This window comes from Roseococcus sp., assembly GCF_965227005.1.
Taxonomy (GTDB): Bacteria; Pseudomonadota; Alphaproteobacteria; order Acetobacterales; family Acetobacteraceae; genus Roseococcus.
In genome coordinates, this window is record NZ_CBDDFJ010000022.1 from 1 (window position 1) to 16,486 (window position 16,486).

Annotated in this window: 18 protein-coding genes and 2 pseudogenes; 9 read left to right on the forward strand and 11 right to left on the reverse strand. The window is 69.8% G+C overall.

Going from position 1 to position 16,486, the window contains the following annotated elements; all coding sequences use genetic code 11:
• The 4 genes and pseudogenes from ACO057_RS12585 to aidB all read left to right on the forward strand — a co-directional run.
• Positions 1-324: pseudogene (locus ACO057_RS12585) on the forward strand (hypothetical protein); the annotation flags it as partial.
• Positions 325-337: 13 nt separating this feature from the next.
• Entirely contained in the window at positions 338-1,042 is a 705-nt protein-coding gene (locus ACO057_RS12590) for a response regulator (RefSeq protein ID WP_421992200.1), read from the forward strand.
• A gap of 10 nt (positions 1,043-1,052) precedes the next feature.
• Positions 1,053-2,402, forward strand: coding sequence for an ATP-binding protein (locus tag ACO057_RS12595; protein WP_421992202.1), 1,350 nt, complete (start codon positions 1,053-1,055; stop codon positions 2,400-2,402).
• A gap of 11 nt (positions 2,403-2,413) precedes the next feature.
• A complete protein-coding gene (gene aidB / locus ACO057_RS12600; protein ID WP_421992204.1) occupies positions 2,414-3,244 on the forward strand; it encodes an AidB family quorum-quenching N-acyl homoserine lactonase in 831 nt (276 codons plus the stop codon).
• On the opposite strand, the gene ACO057_RS12605 is transcribed toward aidB, so the two are convergent.
• Positions 3,245-3,652, reverse strand: a complete 408-nt coding sequence (locus tag ACO057_RS12605) for a carboxymuconolactone decarboxylase family protein (protein ID WP_421992206.1) — start codon at positions 3,650-3,652, stop codon at positions 3,245-3,247.
• Between the two features lies 1 nt (position 3,653).
• Positions 3,654-4,868 (reverse strand): MFS transporter, encoded by a 1,215-nt coding sequence (locus tag ACO057_RS12610; protein ID WP_421992208.1) that lies wholly within the window; start codon positions 4,866-4,868, stop codon positions 3,654-3,656.
• 353 nt (positions 4,869-5,221) lie between these two features.
• Here ACO057_RS12610 and ACO057_RS12615 point away from each other — a divergent pair, with 353 nt between their 5' ends.
• Positions 5,222-6,592: an MFS transporter gene (locus ACO057_RS12615; RefSeq protein ID WP_421992211.1), complete on the forward strand. Its 1,371-nt coding sequence runs from the start codon at positions 5,222-5,224 to the stop codon at positions 6,590-6,592.
• Here the strand turns inward: ACO057_RS12615 and serS are convergent.
• From serS to ACO057_RS12640, 5 genes are all read right to left on the reverse strand, one after another.
• Positions 6,589-7,857, reverse strand: a complete 1,269-nt coding sequence (gene serS, locus ACO057_RS12620; protein WP_421992213.1) for a serine--tRNA ligase — start codon at positions 7,855-7,857, stop codon at positions 6,589-6,591. The two genes, ACO057_RS12615 and serS, sit on opposite strands and share 4 nt — an antisense overlap.
• Positions 7,858-8,004: 147 nt before the next feature.
• Positions 8,005-8,757 carry a twin-arginine translocase subunit TatC gene (gene tatC, locus ACO057_RS12625; protein ID WP_421992233.1) on the reverse strand — a complete coding sequence of 251 codons (753 nt, stop codon included), beginning with the start codon at positions 8,755-8,757 and terminating at the stop codon, positions 8,005-8,007.
• A gap of 53 nt (positions 8,758-8,810) precedes the next feature.
• On the reverse strand, positions 8,811-9,425 hold the full coding sequence (tatB, locus tag ACO057_RS12630; protein ID WP_421992215.1) for a Sec-independent protein translocase protein TatB: 615 nt from the start codon (positions 9,423-9,425) through the stop codon (positions 8,811-8,813).
• 80 nt (positions 9,426-9,505) lie between these two features.
• Positions 9,506-10,561, reverse strand: coding sequence for an ABC transporter ATP-binding protein (locus ACO057_RS12635; RefSeq protein ID WP_421992217.1), 1,056 nt, complete (start codon positions 10,559-10,561; stop codon positions 9,506-9,508).
• A gap of 100 nt (positions 10,562-10,661) precedes the next feature.
• Positions 10,662-11,654 (reverse strand): LysR family transcriptional regulator, encoded by a 993-nt coding sequence (locus tag ACO057_RS12640; protein WP_421992235.1) that lies wholly within the window; start codon positions 11,652-11,654, stop codon positions 10,662-10,664.
• Positions 11,655-11,696: 42 nt separating this feature from the next.
• Here ACO057_RS12640 and ACO057_RS12645 point away from each other — a divergent pair, with 42 nt between their 5' ends.
• The 4 genes and pseudogenes from ACO057_RS12645 to ACO057_RS12660 all read left to right on the forward strand — a co-directional run bounded on the left by ACO057_RS12645 (position 11,697) and on the right by ACO057_RS12660 (position 13,470).
• Complete coding sequence (locus ACO057_RS12645; RefSeq protein WP_421992219.1) at positions 11,697-12,359, forward strand: hydrolase; 663 nt, start codon at positions 11,697-11,699, stop codon at positions 12,357-12,359.
• Between the two features lie 44 nt (positions 12,360-12,403).
• Positions 12,404-12,535, forward strand: a complete 132-nt coding sequence (locus ACO057_RS12650; RefSeq protein WP_421992221.1) for a hypothetical protein — start codon at positions 12,404-12,406, stop codon at positions 12,533-12,535.
• A gap of 24 nt (positions 12,536-12,559) precedes the next feature.
• Positions 12,560-12,844: pseudogene (locus ACO057_RS12655) on the forward strand (ester cyclase); the annotation flags it as partial.
• A gap of 26 nt (positions 12,845-12,870) precedes the next feature.
• Positions 12,871-13,470 carry an NADPH-dependent F420 reductase gene (locus ACO057_RS12660; protein ID WP_421992223.1) on the forward strand — a complete coding sequence of 200 codons (600 nt, stop codon included), beginning with the start codon at positions 12,871-12,873 and terminating at the stop codon, positions 13,468-13,470.
• 78 nt (positions 13,471-13,548) lie between these two features.
• On the opposite strand, the gene scpB is transcribed toward ACO057_RS12660, so the two are convergent.
• The 4 genes from scpB to ACO057_RS12680 form a co-directional block, all read right to left on the reverse strand.
• A complete protein-coding gene (gene scpB, locus ACO057_RS12665; protein ID WP_421992225.1) occupies positions 13,549-14,199 on the reverse strand; it encodes an SMC-Scp complex subunit ScpB in 651 nt (216 codons plus the stop codon).
• Positions 14,189-14,953 carry a segregation and condensation protein A gene (locus ACO057_RS12670; RefSeq protein ID WP_421992227.1) on the reverse strand — a complete coding sequence of 255 codons (765 nt, stop codon included), beginning with the start codon at positions 14,951-14,953 and terminating at the stop codon, positions 14,189-14,191. The genes scpB and ACO057_RS12670 overlap by 11 nt, the downstream gene beginning before the upstream one ends.
• Positions 14,950-15,654, reverse strand: coding sequence for a site-2 protease family protein (locus ACO057_RS12675; RefSeq protein WP_421992229.1), 705 nt, complete (start codon positions 15,652-15,654; stop codon positions 14,950-14,952). Before ACO057_RS12675 ends, ACO057_RS12670 begins: the two co-directional genes overlap by 4 nt.
• A 4-nt stretch (positions 15,655-15,658) precedes the next feature.
• The coding region (locus tag ACO057_RS12680; RefSeq protein ID WP_421992231.1) for a glycoside hydrolase family 3 N-terminal domain-containing protein at positions 15,659-16,486 on the reverse strand (828 nt) is incomplete at its 5' end.

The window sequence follows — 16,486 nt, forward strand, 5'->3', positions numbered from 1 at the left end:
GTGCTGCAGCCGATGATCGAGGCGGGCTACGTACACCAGGCACCCGGCCTCAAGGACAAGCGCCAGCGCCTGCTCACCCTCACCGAGAAGGGCGACGAGCTGGAACGCCGCCTCTTCGCCGCCCAGCGCGAATGGGTGCTGCGGGCCTATCGCGAGGCCGGACCGCTCGCGGTCGAGGGCTTCCGCCAGGTCATGCGCGGTCTGATGGGGCCCGAGGCCCGCGCCCAGTTCGAGGCGCTGGAGAAATCCGCGGCACCCGGCCGCACGACGCCTCCCTTCTCGCCCAACCCCGCGACCCGCCCGGCCAGCGCCGGCGGGGCCTGAACGGAGCGCCACCATGGCCGACCTCACCGCGGACATCCTGGTCGTCGACGACGACGCGCGGCTGCGCGCCTTGCTCCAGCGCTTCCTGGCCGAACAGGGCCACCGCGTCGCCGTCGCGGGCGATGCGGCCGAGGCGCGGGCGGCGATCGGCGCCATGGCCTTCGACCTGCTGGTGCTCGACGTCATGATGCCGGGCGAGACCGGGCTGCAGCTGGCCGAGGGCCTACGCCGCGACGGGCATGACACGCCCATCCTGATGCTCACCGCCCGTGGCGACCCCGATGACCGCGTGGCCGGTTTCGAGCACGGCGCGGACGACTATCTCGCCAAGCCCTTCGACCCGCGCGAGCTGGCGCTGCGCATCCGCACGATCCTGCGGCGCGCCGCCCCCGCGCCTTCGGCCTCGCCCATGCCCTCCGGCCCCATCCAGCTCGGCCCGCGCTGGTTCGATGCCGAGCGCTGCGAGCTGCGCGGCCCCGAAGGCACGCAGCGCCTCACGGGCGGCGAGGCCGCGCTGCTCACCGCGCTGGCCCGCCGTGCCGGCGAGGTGCTCTCGCGCGAGGACATCGCCGTCGCCCTCGGTACGCCCGATGCCGGCGAGCGGAGCGTGGACGTGCAGGTCACGCGCCTGCGCCGCAAGATCGAATCCGACCCGCGCGAGCCGCGCTTCCTGCACACCATCCGGCACAAGGGCTATGTGCTGAGACCCGGCCCTTGAAGGCCCCGAGGTGAAACGCCCCGACAAGTCGGTCCTTCGTCACCTCAGCGGCCTTTTGCCGCGCGGGCTGCTGGCGCGCACGCTGATCATCATGCTGCTGCCGCTGGTGGTCGTGCAGGGGGTGGCGCTGCAGCTCTTCTACGGTGGGCATCTCGACGTGATCTCGCGCCGGCTGACGGCGGGCGTGGCGGGCGACGTGGCCTTCGTGGCCAGCCTCGTCGACAGCGTGCCGCCGGCCATGCGGCCCGAAATCCTGCGCGAGGGCAATTGGCGCCTGGGCGTCTCGCTCAGCTTCGAGCCCGGCGGCCATCTCGGCGTCCCGCCCACGCGCCCGGCCTGGAACCCCTTCCTGCCGCTGGAGGAGGACCTCAACAACGCGCTGCGCGAGCGCATGAGCTTCGTCTTCGACGCCGATTGGCAGAGCGACGCGCAATCCATCGTCATCCGCGTGCAGACGGCAACCGGCATCCTCAGCGTCGAGGCGCCGCGCAAGCGGCTGTTCACCACCACGCTCTATGTCTTCGTGCTCTGGCTGGTGGGCTCGGCGCTGCTGCTGTCCGGCATCGCGGTGCTGTTCATGAAGAACCAGGTGCGCGCGATCCGCCGCCTGGGTGAGGCCGCGGAATCCTTCGGCCTCGGCCGCGAGACCGGCCCGATGAAGCCCGAGGGCGCGCGCGAGGTGCGTCAGGCGGCGCTGGCCTTCAACGCCATGCAGGAGCGCATCCTGCGCTTCGTGAACCAGCGCACCGAGATGCTGGCCGGCATCAGCCACGACCTGCGCACGCCGCTCACCCGCATGCGCCTGGCCATCGCCATGTTCCCCAGCACCTCCGAGACGGCGGAGGACGTGGACGCCCTCAACCAGGACCTCGAGGAGATGGAGCGGATGGTGGAGAGCTATCTCGCCTTCGCCCGCGGCGAGCGCACCGAGGCGCCGCGCCCCGCCGATCTCGTGGACCTCGTGGAGGACATCGCGGCCAAGGCGCGGCGCAGCGGGGCGGCGGTGGAGGTGGACGCGCCCGAATCGCTGGTGCTGCCGCTGCGCGCCGATGCGCTGAAGCGCGCTTTGGGCAATCTGCTCGACAATGCCCGCCGCCACGCGCGGCGCATCGCCATCGGCGTGGCGCCGATGCAGGAGGCCGGCCGGAGCTGGGCCGAGCTGACGGTGGATGACGACGGCCCCGGCATCCCCGCCGCCGAGCGCGCGGATGCCTTCCGCCCCTTCAGCAGCGGCTCGGCCACTGGGACGGGGCTGGGGCTGGCCATCGCGCGCGACATCGTGCGCGCGCATGGCGGCGAAATCCTGCTGGAGGAGAGCCCGATGGGCGGTTTGCGGGCGCGGCTGCGGCTGCCGGTTTAGGATCGAGAAGAATGACAACTCCCCCTTTCCATCTCGGCGCGACCCGGATCGATACGCTGATCGACGGCATCTTCGAGACCGGCCGCGAGGCCCTCGCCCATTGCGACGGCGAGGAGGCCCGGGCCCGCGCGCTCGAGGCCTGGGGCGATCGGCCGCTCAGCTTCGACGTGAATGTCTTTCTCCTGCGCGGCCCTTCCGGCACCGCCTTGATCGATGCGGGAACGGGATCGCACTGGGGGCCGCATCTGGGCCATGCCCGGCAGGCGATGCGCGACATCGGCGTGGCGGCGGGAGATGTCGACCAGGTGCTGCTGACGCATGTCCATGGCGACCATGCGCTGGGCCTGCTCGACGATTCCGATGCGCCGTTTTTCCCGCGCGCCGAGATCCTGCTTCCGGCCGCCGAGCTCGCTTTCCTCACCAATGAGACGGAACGCCTCGCCCTGCCCGAAAAGCGGCGCAGCGGTTTCACGATCACCGCCAGGCTGATCGCCGCCTATGGCGACCGGCTGCGCCCGCTGCCCTTCGGTGAATTCGCGCCGGGGATCGAACTCCTGGCCTTGCCGGGCCACACGCCGGGCCAGGGCGGGTATCTGCTGACGCAGGGCGAGACGAAGCTGCTGCTCTGGGCGGATGCGCTTCACCTCACGCATCTGCAGGCGCGCGATCCCGGCGCGGGGCTCATCTTCGATCTCGATCCCGTCATGGCCGCGCGAACGCGGCGCAGCGTTCTCGCCCGTGCCGCCAGCGAAGGATGGATCATCGGCGGCAGCCACGTCACGGGCTTCGGCCGCGTCGCCCAGGACGGCGAAGGGTTCCGGATCGTGCCGCTGGAAGGCTGATCAGCCGACGGCAAAGACCGGATCGACGGGCACCTGCAGCGCCGTCGCCAGGGCATTGGTCTGCGACGCCATGGCGATCACCGAGAGCAGGTCCGCGTGCTGGGCCTCGCTCATGCCCTTGGCCCGCGCCGCCGCCGTGTGGGAATGGACGCAGTAGCTGCAGCCATTCGCGACCGAGACGGCGATATAGACCAGCTCGCGCGTCAGCGGATCGAGCGCGCCCGGCGCGACCATCACCTCCTTGAGCGAGGCCCATGTGCGTTCCAGCACGGCGGGCTGATTGGCGAGGGCGCGCCAGAAGTTGTTGACGAAATCCGAGCGCCGCGTGGCCCGGATGTCGTCGAAGACGGCCTTCACTCGCGGATCGGCCTCGGCCTGGGCATCGGTCCAGAGGGGAACGGTCGTCATCTCAGCGCTCCGGCAGCTTGGGGAGGAAGACCGTGAGCAGGCCCAGCAAGGGAAGATAGGCGCAGACGGCATAGACCGTCGTGATGCTCGTCCGGTCCGCCAGCTCGCCCAGCGCCGCCGCGCCCAGCCCGCCCAGGCCGAAGGAGAAGCCGAAGAACATGCCGGCCACGAGGCCCACCCGCCCCGGCACCAGGTCCTGCGCATAGATCAGGATCGCCGCGAAGGCCGAGCTCATGATGAGCCCGATCGTCACCGCCAGCACCACGGTCCAGAAGAGGTTCGCGAAGGGCAGCGCCAGGGTGAAGGGCAGCGCGCCAAGGATGGAGAACCAGATGATGGGCAGCCGCCCCACCCGGTCGCCCACGATGCCGCCGATCATCAGCCCCGCCGCCAGCGAGCCCAGGAAGAGGAAGAGGATGATCTGCGCCGTCTGCACCGGCACGGCGAAACGCTCGATCAGGTAGAAGGTGAAGTAGGAATTGAGGCTCGCCGTATAGACGTTCTTCGAGAAGAGCAGCGCCACCAGCACGAGGATCGCCACCGCCACCCGGCCGCGCGAGAGCCCATGGCCGGCGGCCGCGCCCGCCTTGCGCACGGGCGTCCGGGCGACGCGGTTGCGCCCGTACCACGAGCCCACCTGCACCAGGATCAGCATGGCCAGCAGCGCCGCGGCCGAGAACCAGACCAGGCTCCGCTGCCCATGCGGCACCACCACGAAGGCGGCCAGCAGCGGGCCGATCGCCGAGCCGGTGTTGCCGCCCACCTGGAAGAGCGACTGGGCGAAGCCGTAGCGCCCGCCCGAAGCGAGCCGCGCCACGCGCGAGGCCTCCGGGTGGAAGACCGAGGATCCCAGACCGATCATCGCCGCCGCCGTCAGGATGACCGGATAGGAATGCGCATTCGCCATCAGCAGCAGCCCAAGCAGGGTCGAGGTCATGCCGATGGGCAGGGAATAGGGCATGGGCCGCTTGTCGGTGTAGATGCCGACCAGAGGCTGGAAGAGCGAGGCCGTGCACTGGAAGGCCAGGGTGATCAGCCCGATCTGCGCGAAATCGAGCGAATAGGCCTCCTTGAGGATCGGATAGATCGCCGGGACCAGCGACTGCATCATGTCGTTCAGCAAATGGCAGAAGCTGAGGGACAGGAGGATCGCGAAAGTGGTGCCACCCGCCTGGGAGGCCGCCGGGGACTTCAACGCCGTCTGATGGGTGCTCACAGGACGTTCCGTTTCATTTGCGATCCATCCTAGGCAGGCTCGGCGAGGAAGTCAGCCCATCGGGTCGGGGCAGGAGCGTTTCCTTCGCGGCCGAGACGTCCATGCCAGCGTGACGCCATCGCCCCGAAGCCTGGGTCCGAGCACAGGGCTAGGCGCGTGGAACCGGACCTCGGCCTTCACGGTGGGCATGGCCTCCTACATCGCGATCCTGGAGGGCATGCACTATCGGCTGTCACCGACCTTCCGGGCGGAGATTTCCTTCGGCGCGCCGCGGGGCTACTGATTCGGGACAGGAACCGACATTCGTCGCCTTCGGCCGCGATGCAGGTCTTCGCGGATCAAAGGCGCAGGTGATGAGCTCCCCCCAGGACCAGACGCCCCCGCGACGGGATCACCTGCTGATGATCCTGGCCGTTCTCATCCCCGTGATCATCTCCACCCTCGACATCTCGCTGACCAGCACCGCCTTGCCGACCATCGCGCGGGACATCGGCGCGAGCAGCGCGACCTCCATCTGGGTGGTGAACGCCTATTACCTCGTCGTCGTCGCCTCGCTGCTGCCCTTCGCGGCGATGGGCGAGATCTTCGGCCACCGGCGCGTCTTCCTGGCCGGGCAGATGCTGTTCCTCGCCGGCGCGCTGTGCTGCGGAATGGCTTGGTCGCTGCCTTCGCTGGTGGTCTCGCGCGCGCTGCTCGGGCTCGGGACGGCCGCCATCTCGGCCGTGACCCCGGCGCTGATCCGCTACATCTATCCGCCGCAGCAGCTGGGGCGCGGGCTGGGGCTCTATGTGCTGGTCGTGGGCGTCGCCTTCACGGCGGGGCCGACCATCGCCTCTCTCGTGCTGTCGGTGGCGAGCTGGCCGTGGCTCTATCTGGTCCCCCTGCCCTTCAGTCTGCTGGCCTGCCTGCTGTCGCTGCGCTGCCTGCCGGCGACGACGCGCAGCGCGCATCGCTTCGACGGTGTCGCGGCCGCGCTTTGCGCCGCGCTCTTCGCCCTCACCGTCTTCGGGCTCGCCGGCGTGGCGCACCGCTTCGCCTGGCCGGCGATCCTGGCCGCCTGGCTAATCGCCCTGGGCTGCGGCTGGGCCCTGCTGCACCGCGAGGCCGGACGGCCCGCCCCCATCCTGGCGATGGACCTGTTCCGGATCCCGCTTTTCGCGCTCTCCTCGGCCACCTCGATCTGCGCCTTCACGGTGCAGGGCCTGGCCTTCGTCGCCCTTCCCTTCCTGCTGCATGACGGCCTGGGATTCAGCCAGGCCGAGACGGGCCTGCTCATCACGCCCTGGCCGGCGGCCCTCGCCGTCATGGCCCTCGTCGCCGCGCCGATGGGCGACCGCTATTCGCCGGGCATTCTCGGCGGATGCGGGCTGCTCGCGCTCATGGCGGGGTTAGCGAGCGTGGCCCTGCTGCCAGCCGGTGCCAGCCCGTGGGACATCGGCTGGCGCCTCGCGCTCTGCGGCGTCGGCTTCGGGTTCTTCCAGTCGCCCAATATGCGCGCGATCATGGCCAGCGCCCCGCGCGAGCGCAGCGGCGGGGCCAGCGGCATCGTCGCGACCTCGCGCCTGCTCGGCCAGGCCATCGGCGCGGCGATCGTGGCCTTGTGCCTGTCCCTCGCGCCGGTCCACGGCGCGGTGCTGGCGCTCTGGGTGGGCTGCGGGGCGGCCGCGCTGGGAAGCCTCGTGAGCTTCCTCAGGCTGCTGCCGGCCGTCCGCAACCGCTCCTAAACGGCGGCCGAAATCCGTTCCGTGCCCATCCAGGGCCGCAGAACCTCGGGGACGAGGATGCTGCCATCCTCCTGCTGGTGCGTCTCCAGGACGGCGATCAGCGCGCGGCCGACCGCCACGCCCGAGCCGTTCAGCGTGTGGACGAGCACATTGTCCTTGCCGCGGCGGTAGCGCGCCTTCATCCGGCGCGCCTGGAAGTCGCGGCAGTTGGAGCAGGAGGAGATCTCACGCCAGGCCTGCTGGCCGGGCAGCCAGACCTCGAGGTCGTAGGTCCGCGCCGCGCCAAAACCCGTATCGCCGGCGCAGAGGAAGACGCGGCGCCAGGTGAGGCCGAGGGCGGTCAGCACGCCCTCGGCGCATTGGGTCATGCGCTCGTGCTCGGCGTCGCTCTCCTCGGGCTTCACGACGGAAACCAGCTCGACCTTATGGAACTGGTGCTGGCGCAGCATGCCGCGCGTGTCGCGCCCCGCGCTGCCGGCCTCGCTGCGGAAGCTGGGCGAGAGCGCGGTGAAGCGCAGCGGCAGCGCCGTCTCGGCCAGGATCTCGTCGCGGACGAGGTTGGTCAGCGGCACCTCGGCGGTCGGGATGAGGTAGCGGCCATCCGTCGTCTTGAAGAGGTCTTCCTCGAACTTGGGCAGCTGGCCCGTGCCGTACATGGTGGCGGCGTTCACGAGATAGGGCACGGCCGTCTCGATGTAGCCGTGCTGCTCGGTGTGCAGGGTCAGCATCCACTGGCCGAGCGCGCGCTCCAGCCGGGCCAGCGCGCCGCGCAGCACGGTGAAGCGCGAACCGGCGAGCTTGGCCGCCGAGGCAAAGTCCATGAGGCCGAGCGCCTCGCCGAGCTCGAAATGCTGCTTCGCCTCGAAGTTCGGGCGGCCCGGCTCGCCATGCTGGTGCATCACGACGTTGTCGGTCTCGTCGCGGCCCTCGGGCACCTCGGGGTCGAGGAGGTTGGGCAGGACGCCCAGCGCCTCGGCGACGGCGGCCTCCTTGGCGTCGACCTCGGCCCCCTCGGCCGCGGCGACGGCCGCCGCGACCTCGGCCTTGAGGCGGTCGGCCGTTTCCTTGTCGCCGCGCTTCATGGCCGCGCCGATCTCGCGCGAGAGGGTGTTGCGCGTGGCCTGCGCGCCCTCGGTCAGCGCGATGGCGGCGCGGCGCGCCTCGTCCAGCGCGAGGATGCCGGCCGACTGGGGCTCGAGGCCCCGCCGCGCCATGGCCGCATCGAAACCGGCCGCATCGGCGCGGACCACTCGAATGTCATGCATGTTCAGATCACCGATCCAGGGGGCTGCGCCGTTATGGCAGCTTCGGCAGCCCGTCAATCAAGGCCCATGGGAGCCATCCTGGCCCTCCCTCGCGGGAGGGCCGCTCAATCCGTGCGGCGCAGGGTCAAGATCGGTCGCGGAGGGGGATCATTTCGTGTCTTCTTCCGGCGGCTTCGGCACGATCCAGGCGGCGAAGAGGATCGACAGCTCGTAGAGCACGATCAGCGGCACGGCGAGGCCGACCTGGCTGATGACGTCCGGCGGGGTGATGATGGCCGCGAGCGCGAACATGCCCACGATGGCATAGCGCCGGCCCTTGCGCAGCGTCGCCACGTTGAGGATGCCGACCCGGCACAGCAGCACCAGCGCCACCGGCATCTGGAAGGCGATGCCGAAAGCCAGGATCATGTGCATGACCAGCGAGAGATACTCGCTGACCTTCGCCTCCAGCTGGATCGGCACGGAGCCCGCGCCGGCCGGCGTCTCGAAGCTGATGAAGAAGTGCCAAGCGAGCGGGAAGATGAAGTAATAGGCCAGCGCCGCGCCCGCCAGGAACAGGATGGGCGAGGCGACGAGGAAGGGTGTCACCGCCCGCTTCTCGGAGCGATAGAGGCCCGGCGCGATGAAGAGCCAGAGCTGCGTCGCCCAGATCGGGAAGGAGAAGAACACGGCGCCGAAGAAGGCCACCTTCAGATAGGTGAAGAAGGCCTCGTAGAGCGCGGTGAAGATCATCCGCCGGTCGCCGCCGCCCTGCTCCTGCAGGATGGTGGCCAGGGGGCGCGCCAGGAAGCCGTAGATCTGCTGGGAGAAGTAGTAGCAGACGGCGAAGGACAGGGCGAAAGCGATGGCCGACCACAGGAGCCGCTTACGCAGCTCCATCAGGTGGTCGATGAGGGGCATCGGCTTGTCGTTGATGGGATCTTCGTCTTCGGCGGTGGTGGACACGGGGGGCCTCAGACGATCTTGGCCGCGTCGGCGGGAGCGAGCGCCGCGGCGGACGTGACGGGGGCAGGCGTCGGCTCGACCGGCGCGTCCACAACGGCCGCTTCCGGGACCGTCGCTTCCACGACGGGCTCGGGCTTGGGCACGGTCAGGTTCAGCGGCGCGGGCGTGGACGGCGGCAGGAAGGAGGGCGCCTCGGGCTGCGGCTCCGGCTCGGGCGCCTTATAGGGCGCCATGGTCTGCGGCGGGATCATCGCCGGCGCATCGGGCGTGTCGGCCGCGGTCGGCGGCGGCTTCCAGGCGGGGGTCGAGCTGATCGGGCTGTCGTTGAAGGTCTTGGCGAGGGTGCCGTCGGAATCGACGGCCTTCTCGATATGGCCCTTCAGGTCGAAGCTGCGGATCTCCTTCAGCGCGCCCTTCACATCGGCGATCTGATTGCGGACATCCTCGAGCTTGGCCTCGCGGACGAGCTCGTCGGCCTGCTGCTGGAACTGGGCCAGCTGCTTCTTGCCCTTCTTGATGAGATCCGCCACGCCGCGAATCGCGCCGGGCAGGTCCTTCGGACCAATCACCACCAGCGCCACGACGGCGACCAACATGATCTCGGACCAGGCGAGGTCGAGCATTACATCCCCAATGCGCAAACAGGCGTATCGGTCCTGGATACCAGGGGTCCGGCGCGCCGCCAATGTGGCACCGACGGTAGTTAGGCGTTCAGAGCCCCGGTTGCACCCTGCATGGCCGTAAAAGCGAAGGCCCGCTCGGGATCGAGGGCCAGTCCGACCCTTTGGCCGCGCATCAGCCGCACCCCCGGCGGCAGATGCGCCTGCAGCCGCAGCCCGCCTTCCAGCGCGAGCCAGGCGCGGTAATGGGCGCCGAGCATCCGGCAGGACTGCACCTCGGCCGGCGCCCCCTGCCCGGCCGGCAGGATGCGCACGCCCTCGGGGCGCAGCAGGATCTCGCCGGGCCCCTCCGCCAGGCCCGGCGCGGGGATGACGCCCAGCGCGCCGCTCGCCATGCCGTTGCCGATGCGCGCGGGCAGCCGGTTCACCTCGCCGAGGAAGCTGGCGACGAAGGGGTCGACCGGATGGAGATACAGCTCCTCCGGCGTGCCGAGCTGCGCCACCCGCCCCTCGCGGATCAGGGCGATGCGGTCGGCCAGGACCATGGCCTCCTCGGCGTCATGGGTGACGACGAGGGCCGGGATATCCGCCTGCCGGAGGACGCGCAGGGTGTCCTCGCGCACCTGCTCGCGCAGGCGGGCGTCGAGGCTGGCGAAGGCCTCGTCGAGCAGCAGGATGCGCGGCCTGGGGGCCAAAGCGCGGGCCAGGGCCACCCGCTGCTGCTGCCCGCCCGAGAGCTGATGCGGCCAGGCGGCGACATGGCCGGCGAGGCCCACCCGCTCCAGCGCCTCGGCGACGAGGCCGCCGCGCTCGGCGCGCGGGATCCGGCGCAGGCCGAAGGCCACGTTGTCGCCCACCGTCAGATGCGGAAAGAGCGCGTAATCCTGGAAGACGAAGCCGACATGCCGCGCCTCGGGCGGCGCCTCGCGCCCCGGCTCGGCCAGGAGCGCGCCGTCGAGCTCGATGCGGCCGTGCTGCAAGGGTTCCAGCCCGGCGATCAGGCGCAGCAGCGTGGTCTTGCCATCGCCGGAGGGGCCGAGGAGGCAGAGGATCTCGCCGCGCGCGACCTCCAGATCGACGCCGCGAAGGATCTCGCGCGGACCGAAGGCATGGCGGATATCGGTGAGACGAAGGCTCATGCCGCCTTTTGCGGGCGGGGTGGAGGGATGTCCATCTCCACCCAACCGCCAAAGGGGGCACTACCCCTATGGAAATCCCGCCGCGGAGTGCCTTTGAACTCTAGCCCAGGCTACCGGCAAAGCGCTCGGCCAGACGGCCATGCCTGAACGCCTCGGCAACAAAATCGACGAAGGCCCGCGTCTTCGCCGGCAGCAGCGTGCGGCTCGCGTAGTAGATGGAGATCGGCCCGCCATCGCTGTACCATTGGGGGACGAGGCGCACGAGCGAACCCCGTTCCAAATACGGGAGTGCGTGGCACACCGCGATCAACGTCACACCAAGACCGAGCAGGGCCGCCCGGCAGGTCGCTTCGGGGTCGTCGAGGACGATCGTCTCCGCCAGCTTCACGGGAATTTCAACGCCGGCCGCATTGCGCATGATGCGCTCGCGAATCCGGCCGGTGCGTGACGAGCGCCATGCGATTCCATCATAGGCCGCGAGCCCGGCGGGGTCGGTCGGCGGCGTGCGATCCCTGAGATATTCGGGTGAGGCCACCGCGATCAGGTGCAGCGGCGCAAGCGTGCGCGAGACGACGCCCGGCCCCCATTCGATGCCGCCCCCAATCGCGGCATCGTATCCCTCGGCGATCAGATCGACCTGGCGCGTGGTGAATTGCCAGTCGGGCCGAACATTCGGGTAGCGGGCCCGGAATGCTGGCAGCAGCGGAAGGATATAATCCGCGCCGAAGTTGAGGCCCATGCTCACCTTGAGGACGCCCGCCGGCTCGTCCCCGTCCGTCGCCATGCCCGAAATGGCCTGCTGAAGTCCTTCCAGATTGCCCCTGATGGCCAGAAGGAACCGCTCCCCCGCGTCCGTGAGCGTCAGCTTGCGCGTGCTGCGGTGGAAGAGCCGGACGCTGAGATTGCGTTCCAGCATTGCCACGTTCCGGCTGACGGCGGCCGGCGTGAGGGCCAGCCGCCGGGCCGCGGCTGAAAAGCTGGCGGTTTCAGCGCTGCGGACGAAGGATTCCAGGTTGGCGAGCGTTTCCAGAGCATTTCCTTCAATGAATGCTTGAAAGATATTCCATTTATTAGCGGCTAATCTTAGGGGAATTTATCCGCATTATCCACTGCGCAATCACAGGGAATGACGGACATGACCATGACGACTGCCCCCAGGAATGGCCTCGGCGCCCTCCTCACCCCGCAAGAATCAGTTCTGATTCTCATCGATCACCAGCCCTTCCAGTTCGCCAATCTGCACAGCCATGAGCCGATGATGATCGTGAACAACGTCATCGGCCTTGCGAAGGCGGCGAAGGTTTTCAACGTCCCGACGATCCTGACCACCGTCGTGGAGGATCGCGGCGGCAAGCTCATCAAGGGATTGCAGGACGTCTTCCCGGATCAGAAGCCGATCGACCGTACCTGGATCAACACCTGGGAAGATGCGCGGGTCGTCGACGCGGTGAAGAAGACCGGGCGCAAGAAGCTGGTGATGGCAGCGCTCTGGACGGAAATCTGCCTCGCCATGCCATCGATCCAGGCCGTCGGCGAAGGCTATGACGTCTACGCCGTCACCGACGCGTCGGGAGGCGTCAGCGCCGAGGCGCACGACATGGGCATTCGCCGCATGATGATGGCGGGCGTGATGCCGATAACCTGGCTGGCGGTCGCAAGCGAATGGCAGCGCGACTGGGCCCGTCAGGATTCCGCGATGGCTCTCGGGGAAACGGTTCTGCCCCACACGGGCGCTACGGGCACCTCCTTCGCCTGGGAACTGCAGCTTCTCGGTCAGAAGGCAGGCGTTGGCGCCTGAACTCGCCGCGCGCGGCGCCCCCATCATTTATCACAGAGGATGTCATGACCATGACCAACCTAAGCGAAGCCGCGAAAGCGGTCGTTCGGCGGAACACCGAGGAAGTGCAGGGCCGCGGCAATTTCGACGTGTTCGAGGAATTATTCGCCGACGATTTTCTCGACCACACCCCGTAACCGGGGCGCACGGCCGATAAGGCCGGTGCGCGCGAACTCTACAAGGTTCTGCGCGCCGCGTTCCCGGACTTCCATGCGGACATCCACTGGCAGCTTGCCGATGGCGACCGGGTGACGACCTACAAGACCTATCACGGCACGCATGAAGGCGCGTTCTTCGGCATTGCGCCAACCCGCCGCAAGATCCAGTTCGAGACCGTGGATGTCATGCGGGTGCGCGACGGCAAGATCGCCGAGCACTGGGGCGTGGCCAACCTCTTCTCCCTCATGCAGCAGCTCGGTGCGCTTCCCGCCACACCGAAGGCGTGAAGCATCGCCCAACAGGAGGCATGATCATGAGCATCGGTATCATCGGGGCGGGCAATATCGGCCTCGCGGTCGCAAAGACGCTGTCGCGGGCCGGAATCGCCGCGACGATCGCCAACAGCCGAGGGCCTTCCTCGCTCGAGGCATCCGTCGCAGCCCTGGGTCCGACCATCAAGGCCGGAACGCGCGAGCAGGCCGCCAGCGCCGACATCGTCCTGATCGCGGTCAACTGGTCAAAGCTGCCGGAGGCCGTGGCGGGCCTGCCGGCCTGGGGAGGACGGATCGTCATCGACGCCAACAATCCCGTCGAATCGCCGCTCTTCAAGCCGACGGATCTGCACGGCCTTGTCTCAAGCCAGGTGGTCGCCGGCCTGGTTACCGGCGCGCGCCTCGTGAAGGCCTTCAACCATCTAAGGGCGGACGTGTTGGCGAGCGATCCGCATGCGGATGGCGGCCGTCGCGTGCTGTTCTATTCCGGCGATGACAGCGCCGCGAAGGCGGAGGTCGGCGCGTTGATCGAGCGCCTCGGCTTTGCGGGGATCGATCTCGGTTCACTCGCGATCGGCGGCAAGCTCGCGCAATTTCCCGGCGGACCGTTGCCGAACCAGAACCTCGTCAGGATGGGATGACCCCGCCGAGCAACCTGCGCCTTCGCCCGCGGGGGTGCAGGCGGCCGGCGGCCGTGTCCGGCGGCTGAAGACGGAAAACTACGCCGCGTGATCCTCGATCAGCGGCGGCGCGCCGTCGCGCGCGCCGAGCTCGATCGTCGACAGGTCGGAGGAGACCAGCTCCTCCTTGCGCGGCAGCTCCGACAGCGCCTTCAGCCCGAACTGGTCCAGGAATCGCGGCGTCGTGCCCCAGAGCGTCGGGCGGCCCGGCGTCTCCTTGCGGCCGCGCGGCGTGACCAGGCCGCCGTCCAGCAGCAGGTCCAGGCTCGTCTGGGCCAGCGCCGCGCCGCGGATCTCCTCGATCTCGGCGCGCGTCACGGGCTGGTGATAGGCGATGATGGACAGCGCCTCCATGGCCGCGCGCGGCAGGCGCCGCGGCACCTCGACCACGCGGGTGATGGCCGGGGCGAGGTCCAGCGCGGTGCGGAAGGCCCAGCCGCCGCCGACCTCGACCAGCTCCACCGCGCGGCCCGCCGTCTGCGCCGCGAGCGCGGTCAGCACGGGGATGGCCTCCACGCCCGAGGGCAGCGCCATCTGCACGCGCAGGGCGGGAACCGGGCGGTCGGAGGCGAAGATCAGGGCCTCGGCGATGCGCAGGCCGCGCTCGAAATCACCCATCTCGGGCGTCATGGCTTCGGGTAACATGGCTTCGGGCATCATCGCCTCGGGCAACGGATGGTCAGGCGACATGTCTCTGATATCCCTCGGTTGTCCGCAGCAGGATGGGGGCGAAGATCCCCTCCTGCCGCAGCTCGATCCCGCCCCCGCGGGCGGCCTCGAGCGCCGCGATCAAGGTGCTGGCCAGCGCCGCCTTCTGGTCGAGCGGCGACAGCATCCCCTCCGGCAGGAAGGTCGACAGCGTGTTCCAGCCCGGCGCCCCGCCGATCAGCGAATGCAGCCGCGCCAGGGCCTCGGCCACGGACCAGAGCTTGCGCGGCTTGGGCGTGAAGGGGCGGTCGGCCGCCCCGCGCCGGCGTGCCGTGGCATAGGCGCGCAGCAGGGTCGTGAGGTCCGCCACGAGGCCGGAGCGGTCCTCCACGCGCAGCGATTCCGGGGCGCCGCGCGCGAAGGTCTCGCGCCCCAGCTGGGCGCGGGCGCCCAGCCAGACGGCGGCGGCGCGCATGCGGTCCAGCTCGGCCAGGCGCTCGGTCAGGCGGCTGGCGGCCAGGAGGGGATCCTCCTCCTCCGGCCCGCGCTCCTCCTCGGGCAGCAGCAGGCGCGACTTCAGCCAGGCGAGCCAGGCGGCCATGACCAGCCATTCGGCGGCCAGCTCCAGCCGGATGCGGCGCGCGCCCTCGATGATGGCGATGAACTGGTCGGCCAGGGCCAGGATCGAGATCTGGCGGATATCCACCTTCTGCGCCCGGGCGAGTTCCAGCAGCACGTCGAGCGGGCCCTGGAAGCCTTCGAGGTCGAGAAGCAGGCTCTCCTGCGGGACGCTCATGCCGCGCCGTGCCCCGCCGCGCGCAGGACGAAGGCGAAGGCCGGGCGCACGATCCAGTCGAGGAAGACCTCCATCGGCTGGTAGGCCGGCACCGCCATGGGCAGCAGGAAGAGCAGGCCGATCACCAGCAGCAGGCCGTAGCGTTCAAGCCGCGCATAGGCCAGGGCCGCGCGATAGGGCAGCAGCCCGACGACGATGCGGCCGCCGTCCAGCGGCGGGATGGGGAAGAGGTTGAACAGGCCGAGCACCAAGTTCGCGAGGATCGACAGACCCAGGAACCGGTAGACCAGCGCCATCGATTCGGCCGAGAGAAAGCCGGCCATCAGCCCCGCCGGATGCACCAGCAGCGCCGCGATGAAGGCGAGGCAGAAGTTCATGACCGGGCCTGCCGCGGCCACCCACATCATGCCGCTGCGCGGATTTCGCAGGTTGCGCATATCCACCGGCACCGGCTTGGCCCAGCCGAACATCATGTCCACCCGGCCCAGGGTCAGCAGCTGGGAGACCAGCAGGACGCCCGGGATGAGCAGCGTGCCGATCGGGTCCACATGGCGGATCGGGTTGAGCGAGAGCCGGCCCATCAGCTTGGCCGTGGGATCGCCGAGCCACAGCGCGGCATAGCCATGCGCCGCCTCGTGCAGGGTGATGGCGATGATGCTCGCCGCCACCGCGACCAGGAGCTCCGGCAGCATGTCCATCATGGCGTCAGGCCGAGACCGGGACGCGGGACGCGGCGAGACGACCGAGTGCCTGGTCCGTGAGGGGGGGGCAGCCCTCCAGCACGGCGGCCGTCTCGGCCAGGATGCCGGAGCAATGCAGCGCCGCGTCGCAGCCGGCGGCCATGACGGCCCCGGCCAGCTGGCCGAAATCGCCCTTGAGCGCCTTCATCCCCAGATCGTCCGAGATGAGGAAGCCGCCGAAGCCGATCTCGCCCCGGATCACGCCGTCAATGATGGACGGCGAGAGTGTGGCGCAGCGCTCCGCATCCAGGGCCGGATAGAGGATATGGGCCGTCATGGCCCAGAGATCGTCGGCGGCCAAGTCGCGGAAGGGCGCGAAATCCAGCGCCAGCTCCGCGCGCGAGGCCTCGACCACGGGCAGCGCCTCGTGGCTGTCCAGCGTGGCGCGGCCATGGCCGGGGATGTGCTTGATGACGGGCAGCGCACCGCCGTCGCGCAGCCCGGCGATCCAGGCCGCACCAAGGCGCGCGACCTCGGCCGGATCGGCGGAGAAGGCGCGGTCGCCGATGACCCGGTGCATGCCCGGCAGCCGCAGGTCGAGCAGCGGGGCGCAGACGACGTCCAGCCCCACGGCCAGGCATTCGGCGCCAATGGCGGCGGCCTCGGCGCGCGCGGCCTGGGCCGGGCCGTTCTCGAAGAGGGCGGCGGGCGGGTGCTGCGGCCAGTGCGGCGGCTTGAGGCGGGCGACGCGGCCGCCCTCCTGGTCCACCAGGATGGGGGCCCCGGCGCCCAGGACCTCGCGCAGATCGGCGGTCAGCGCCCGGAGCTGGGCCGGATCGGCCACGTTCCGCGC

Excerpts from the sequence above, each read along its gene's own strand:
- ACO057_RS12590 (WP_421992200.1), top strand. The coding sequence starts at position 338 with ATGGCCGACCTCACCGCGGACATCCTGGTCGTCGACGACGACGCGCGG.
- aidB (WP_421992204.1), top strand. The coding sequence starts at position 2,414 with ATGACAACTCCCCCTTTCCATCTCGGCGCGACCCGGATCGATACGCTG.
- ACO057_RS12605 (WP_421992206.1), bottom strand. The coding sequence starts at position 3,652 with ATGACGACCGTTCCCCTCTGGACCGATGCCCAGGCCGAGGCCGATCCG.
- ACO057_RS12615 (WP_421992211.1), top strand. The coding sequence starts at position 5,222 with ATGAGCTCCCCCCAGGACCAGACGCCCCCGCGACGGGATCACCTGCTG.
- serS (WP_421992213.1), bottom strand. The coding sequence starts at position 7,857 with ATGCATGACATTCGAGTGGTCCGCGCCGATGCGGCCGGTTTCGATGCG.
- tatC (WP_421992233.1), bottom strand. The coding sequence starts at position 8,757 with ATGCCCCTCATCGACCACCTGATGGAGCTGCGTAAGCGGCTCCTGTGG.
- tatB (WP_421992215.1), bottom strand. The coding sequence starts at position 9,425 with ATGCTCGACCTCGCCTGGTCCGAGATCATGTTGGTCGCCGTCGTGGCG.
- ACO057_RS12635 (WP_421992217.1), bottom strand. The coding sequence starts at position 10,561 with ATGAGCCTTCGTCTCACCGATATCCGCCATGCCTTCGGTCCGCGCGAG.
- ACO057_RS12645 (WP_421992219.1), top strand. The coding sequence starts at position 11,697 with ATGACCATGACGACTGCCCCCAGGAATGGCCTCGGCGCCCTCCTCACC.
- ACO057_RS12650 (WP_421992221.1), top strand. The coding sequence starts at position 12,404 with ATGACCATGACCAACCTAAGCGAAGCCGCGAAAGCGGTCGTTCGGCGG.
- ACO057_RS12660 (WP_421992223.1), top strand. The coding sequence starts at position 12,871 with ATGAGCATCGGTATCATCGGGGCGGGCAATATCGGCCTCGCGGTCGCA.
- scpB (WP_421992225.1), bottom strand. The coding sequence starts at position 14,199 with ATGTCGCCTGACCATCCGTTGCCCGAGGCGATGATGCCCGAAGCCATG.
- ACO057_RS12670 (WP_421992227.1), bottom strand. The coding sequence starts at position 14,953 with ATGAGCGTCCCGCAGGAGAGCCTGCTTCTCGACCTCGAAGGCTTCCAG.
- ACO057_RS12675 (WP_421992229.1), bottom strand. The coding sequence starts at position 15,654 with ATGATGGACATGCTGCCGGAGCTCCTGGTCGCGGTGGCGGCGAGCATC.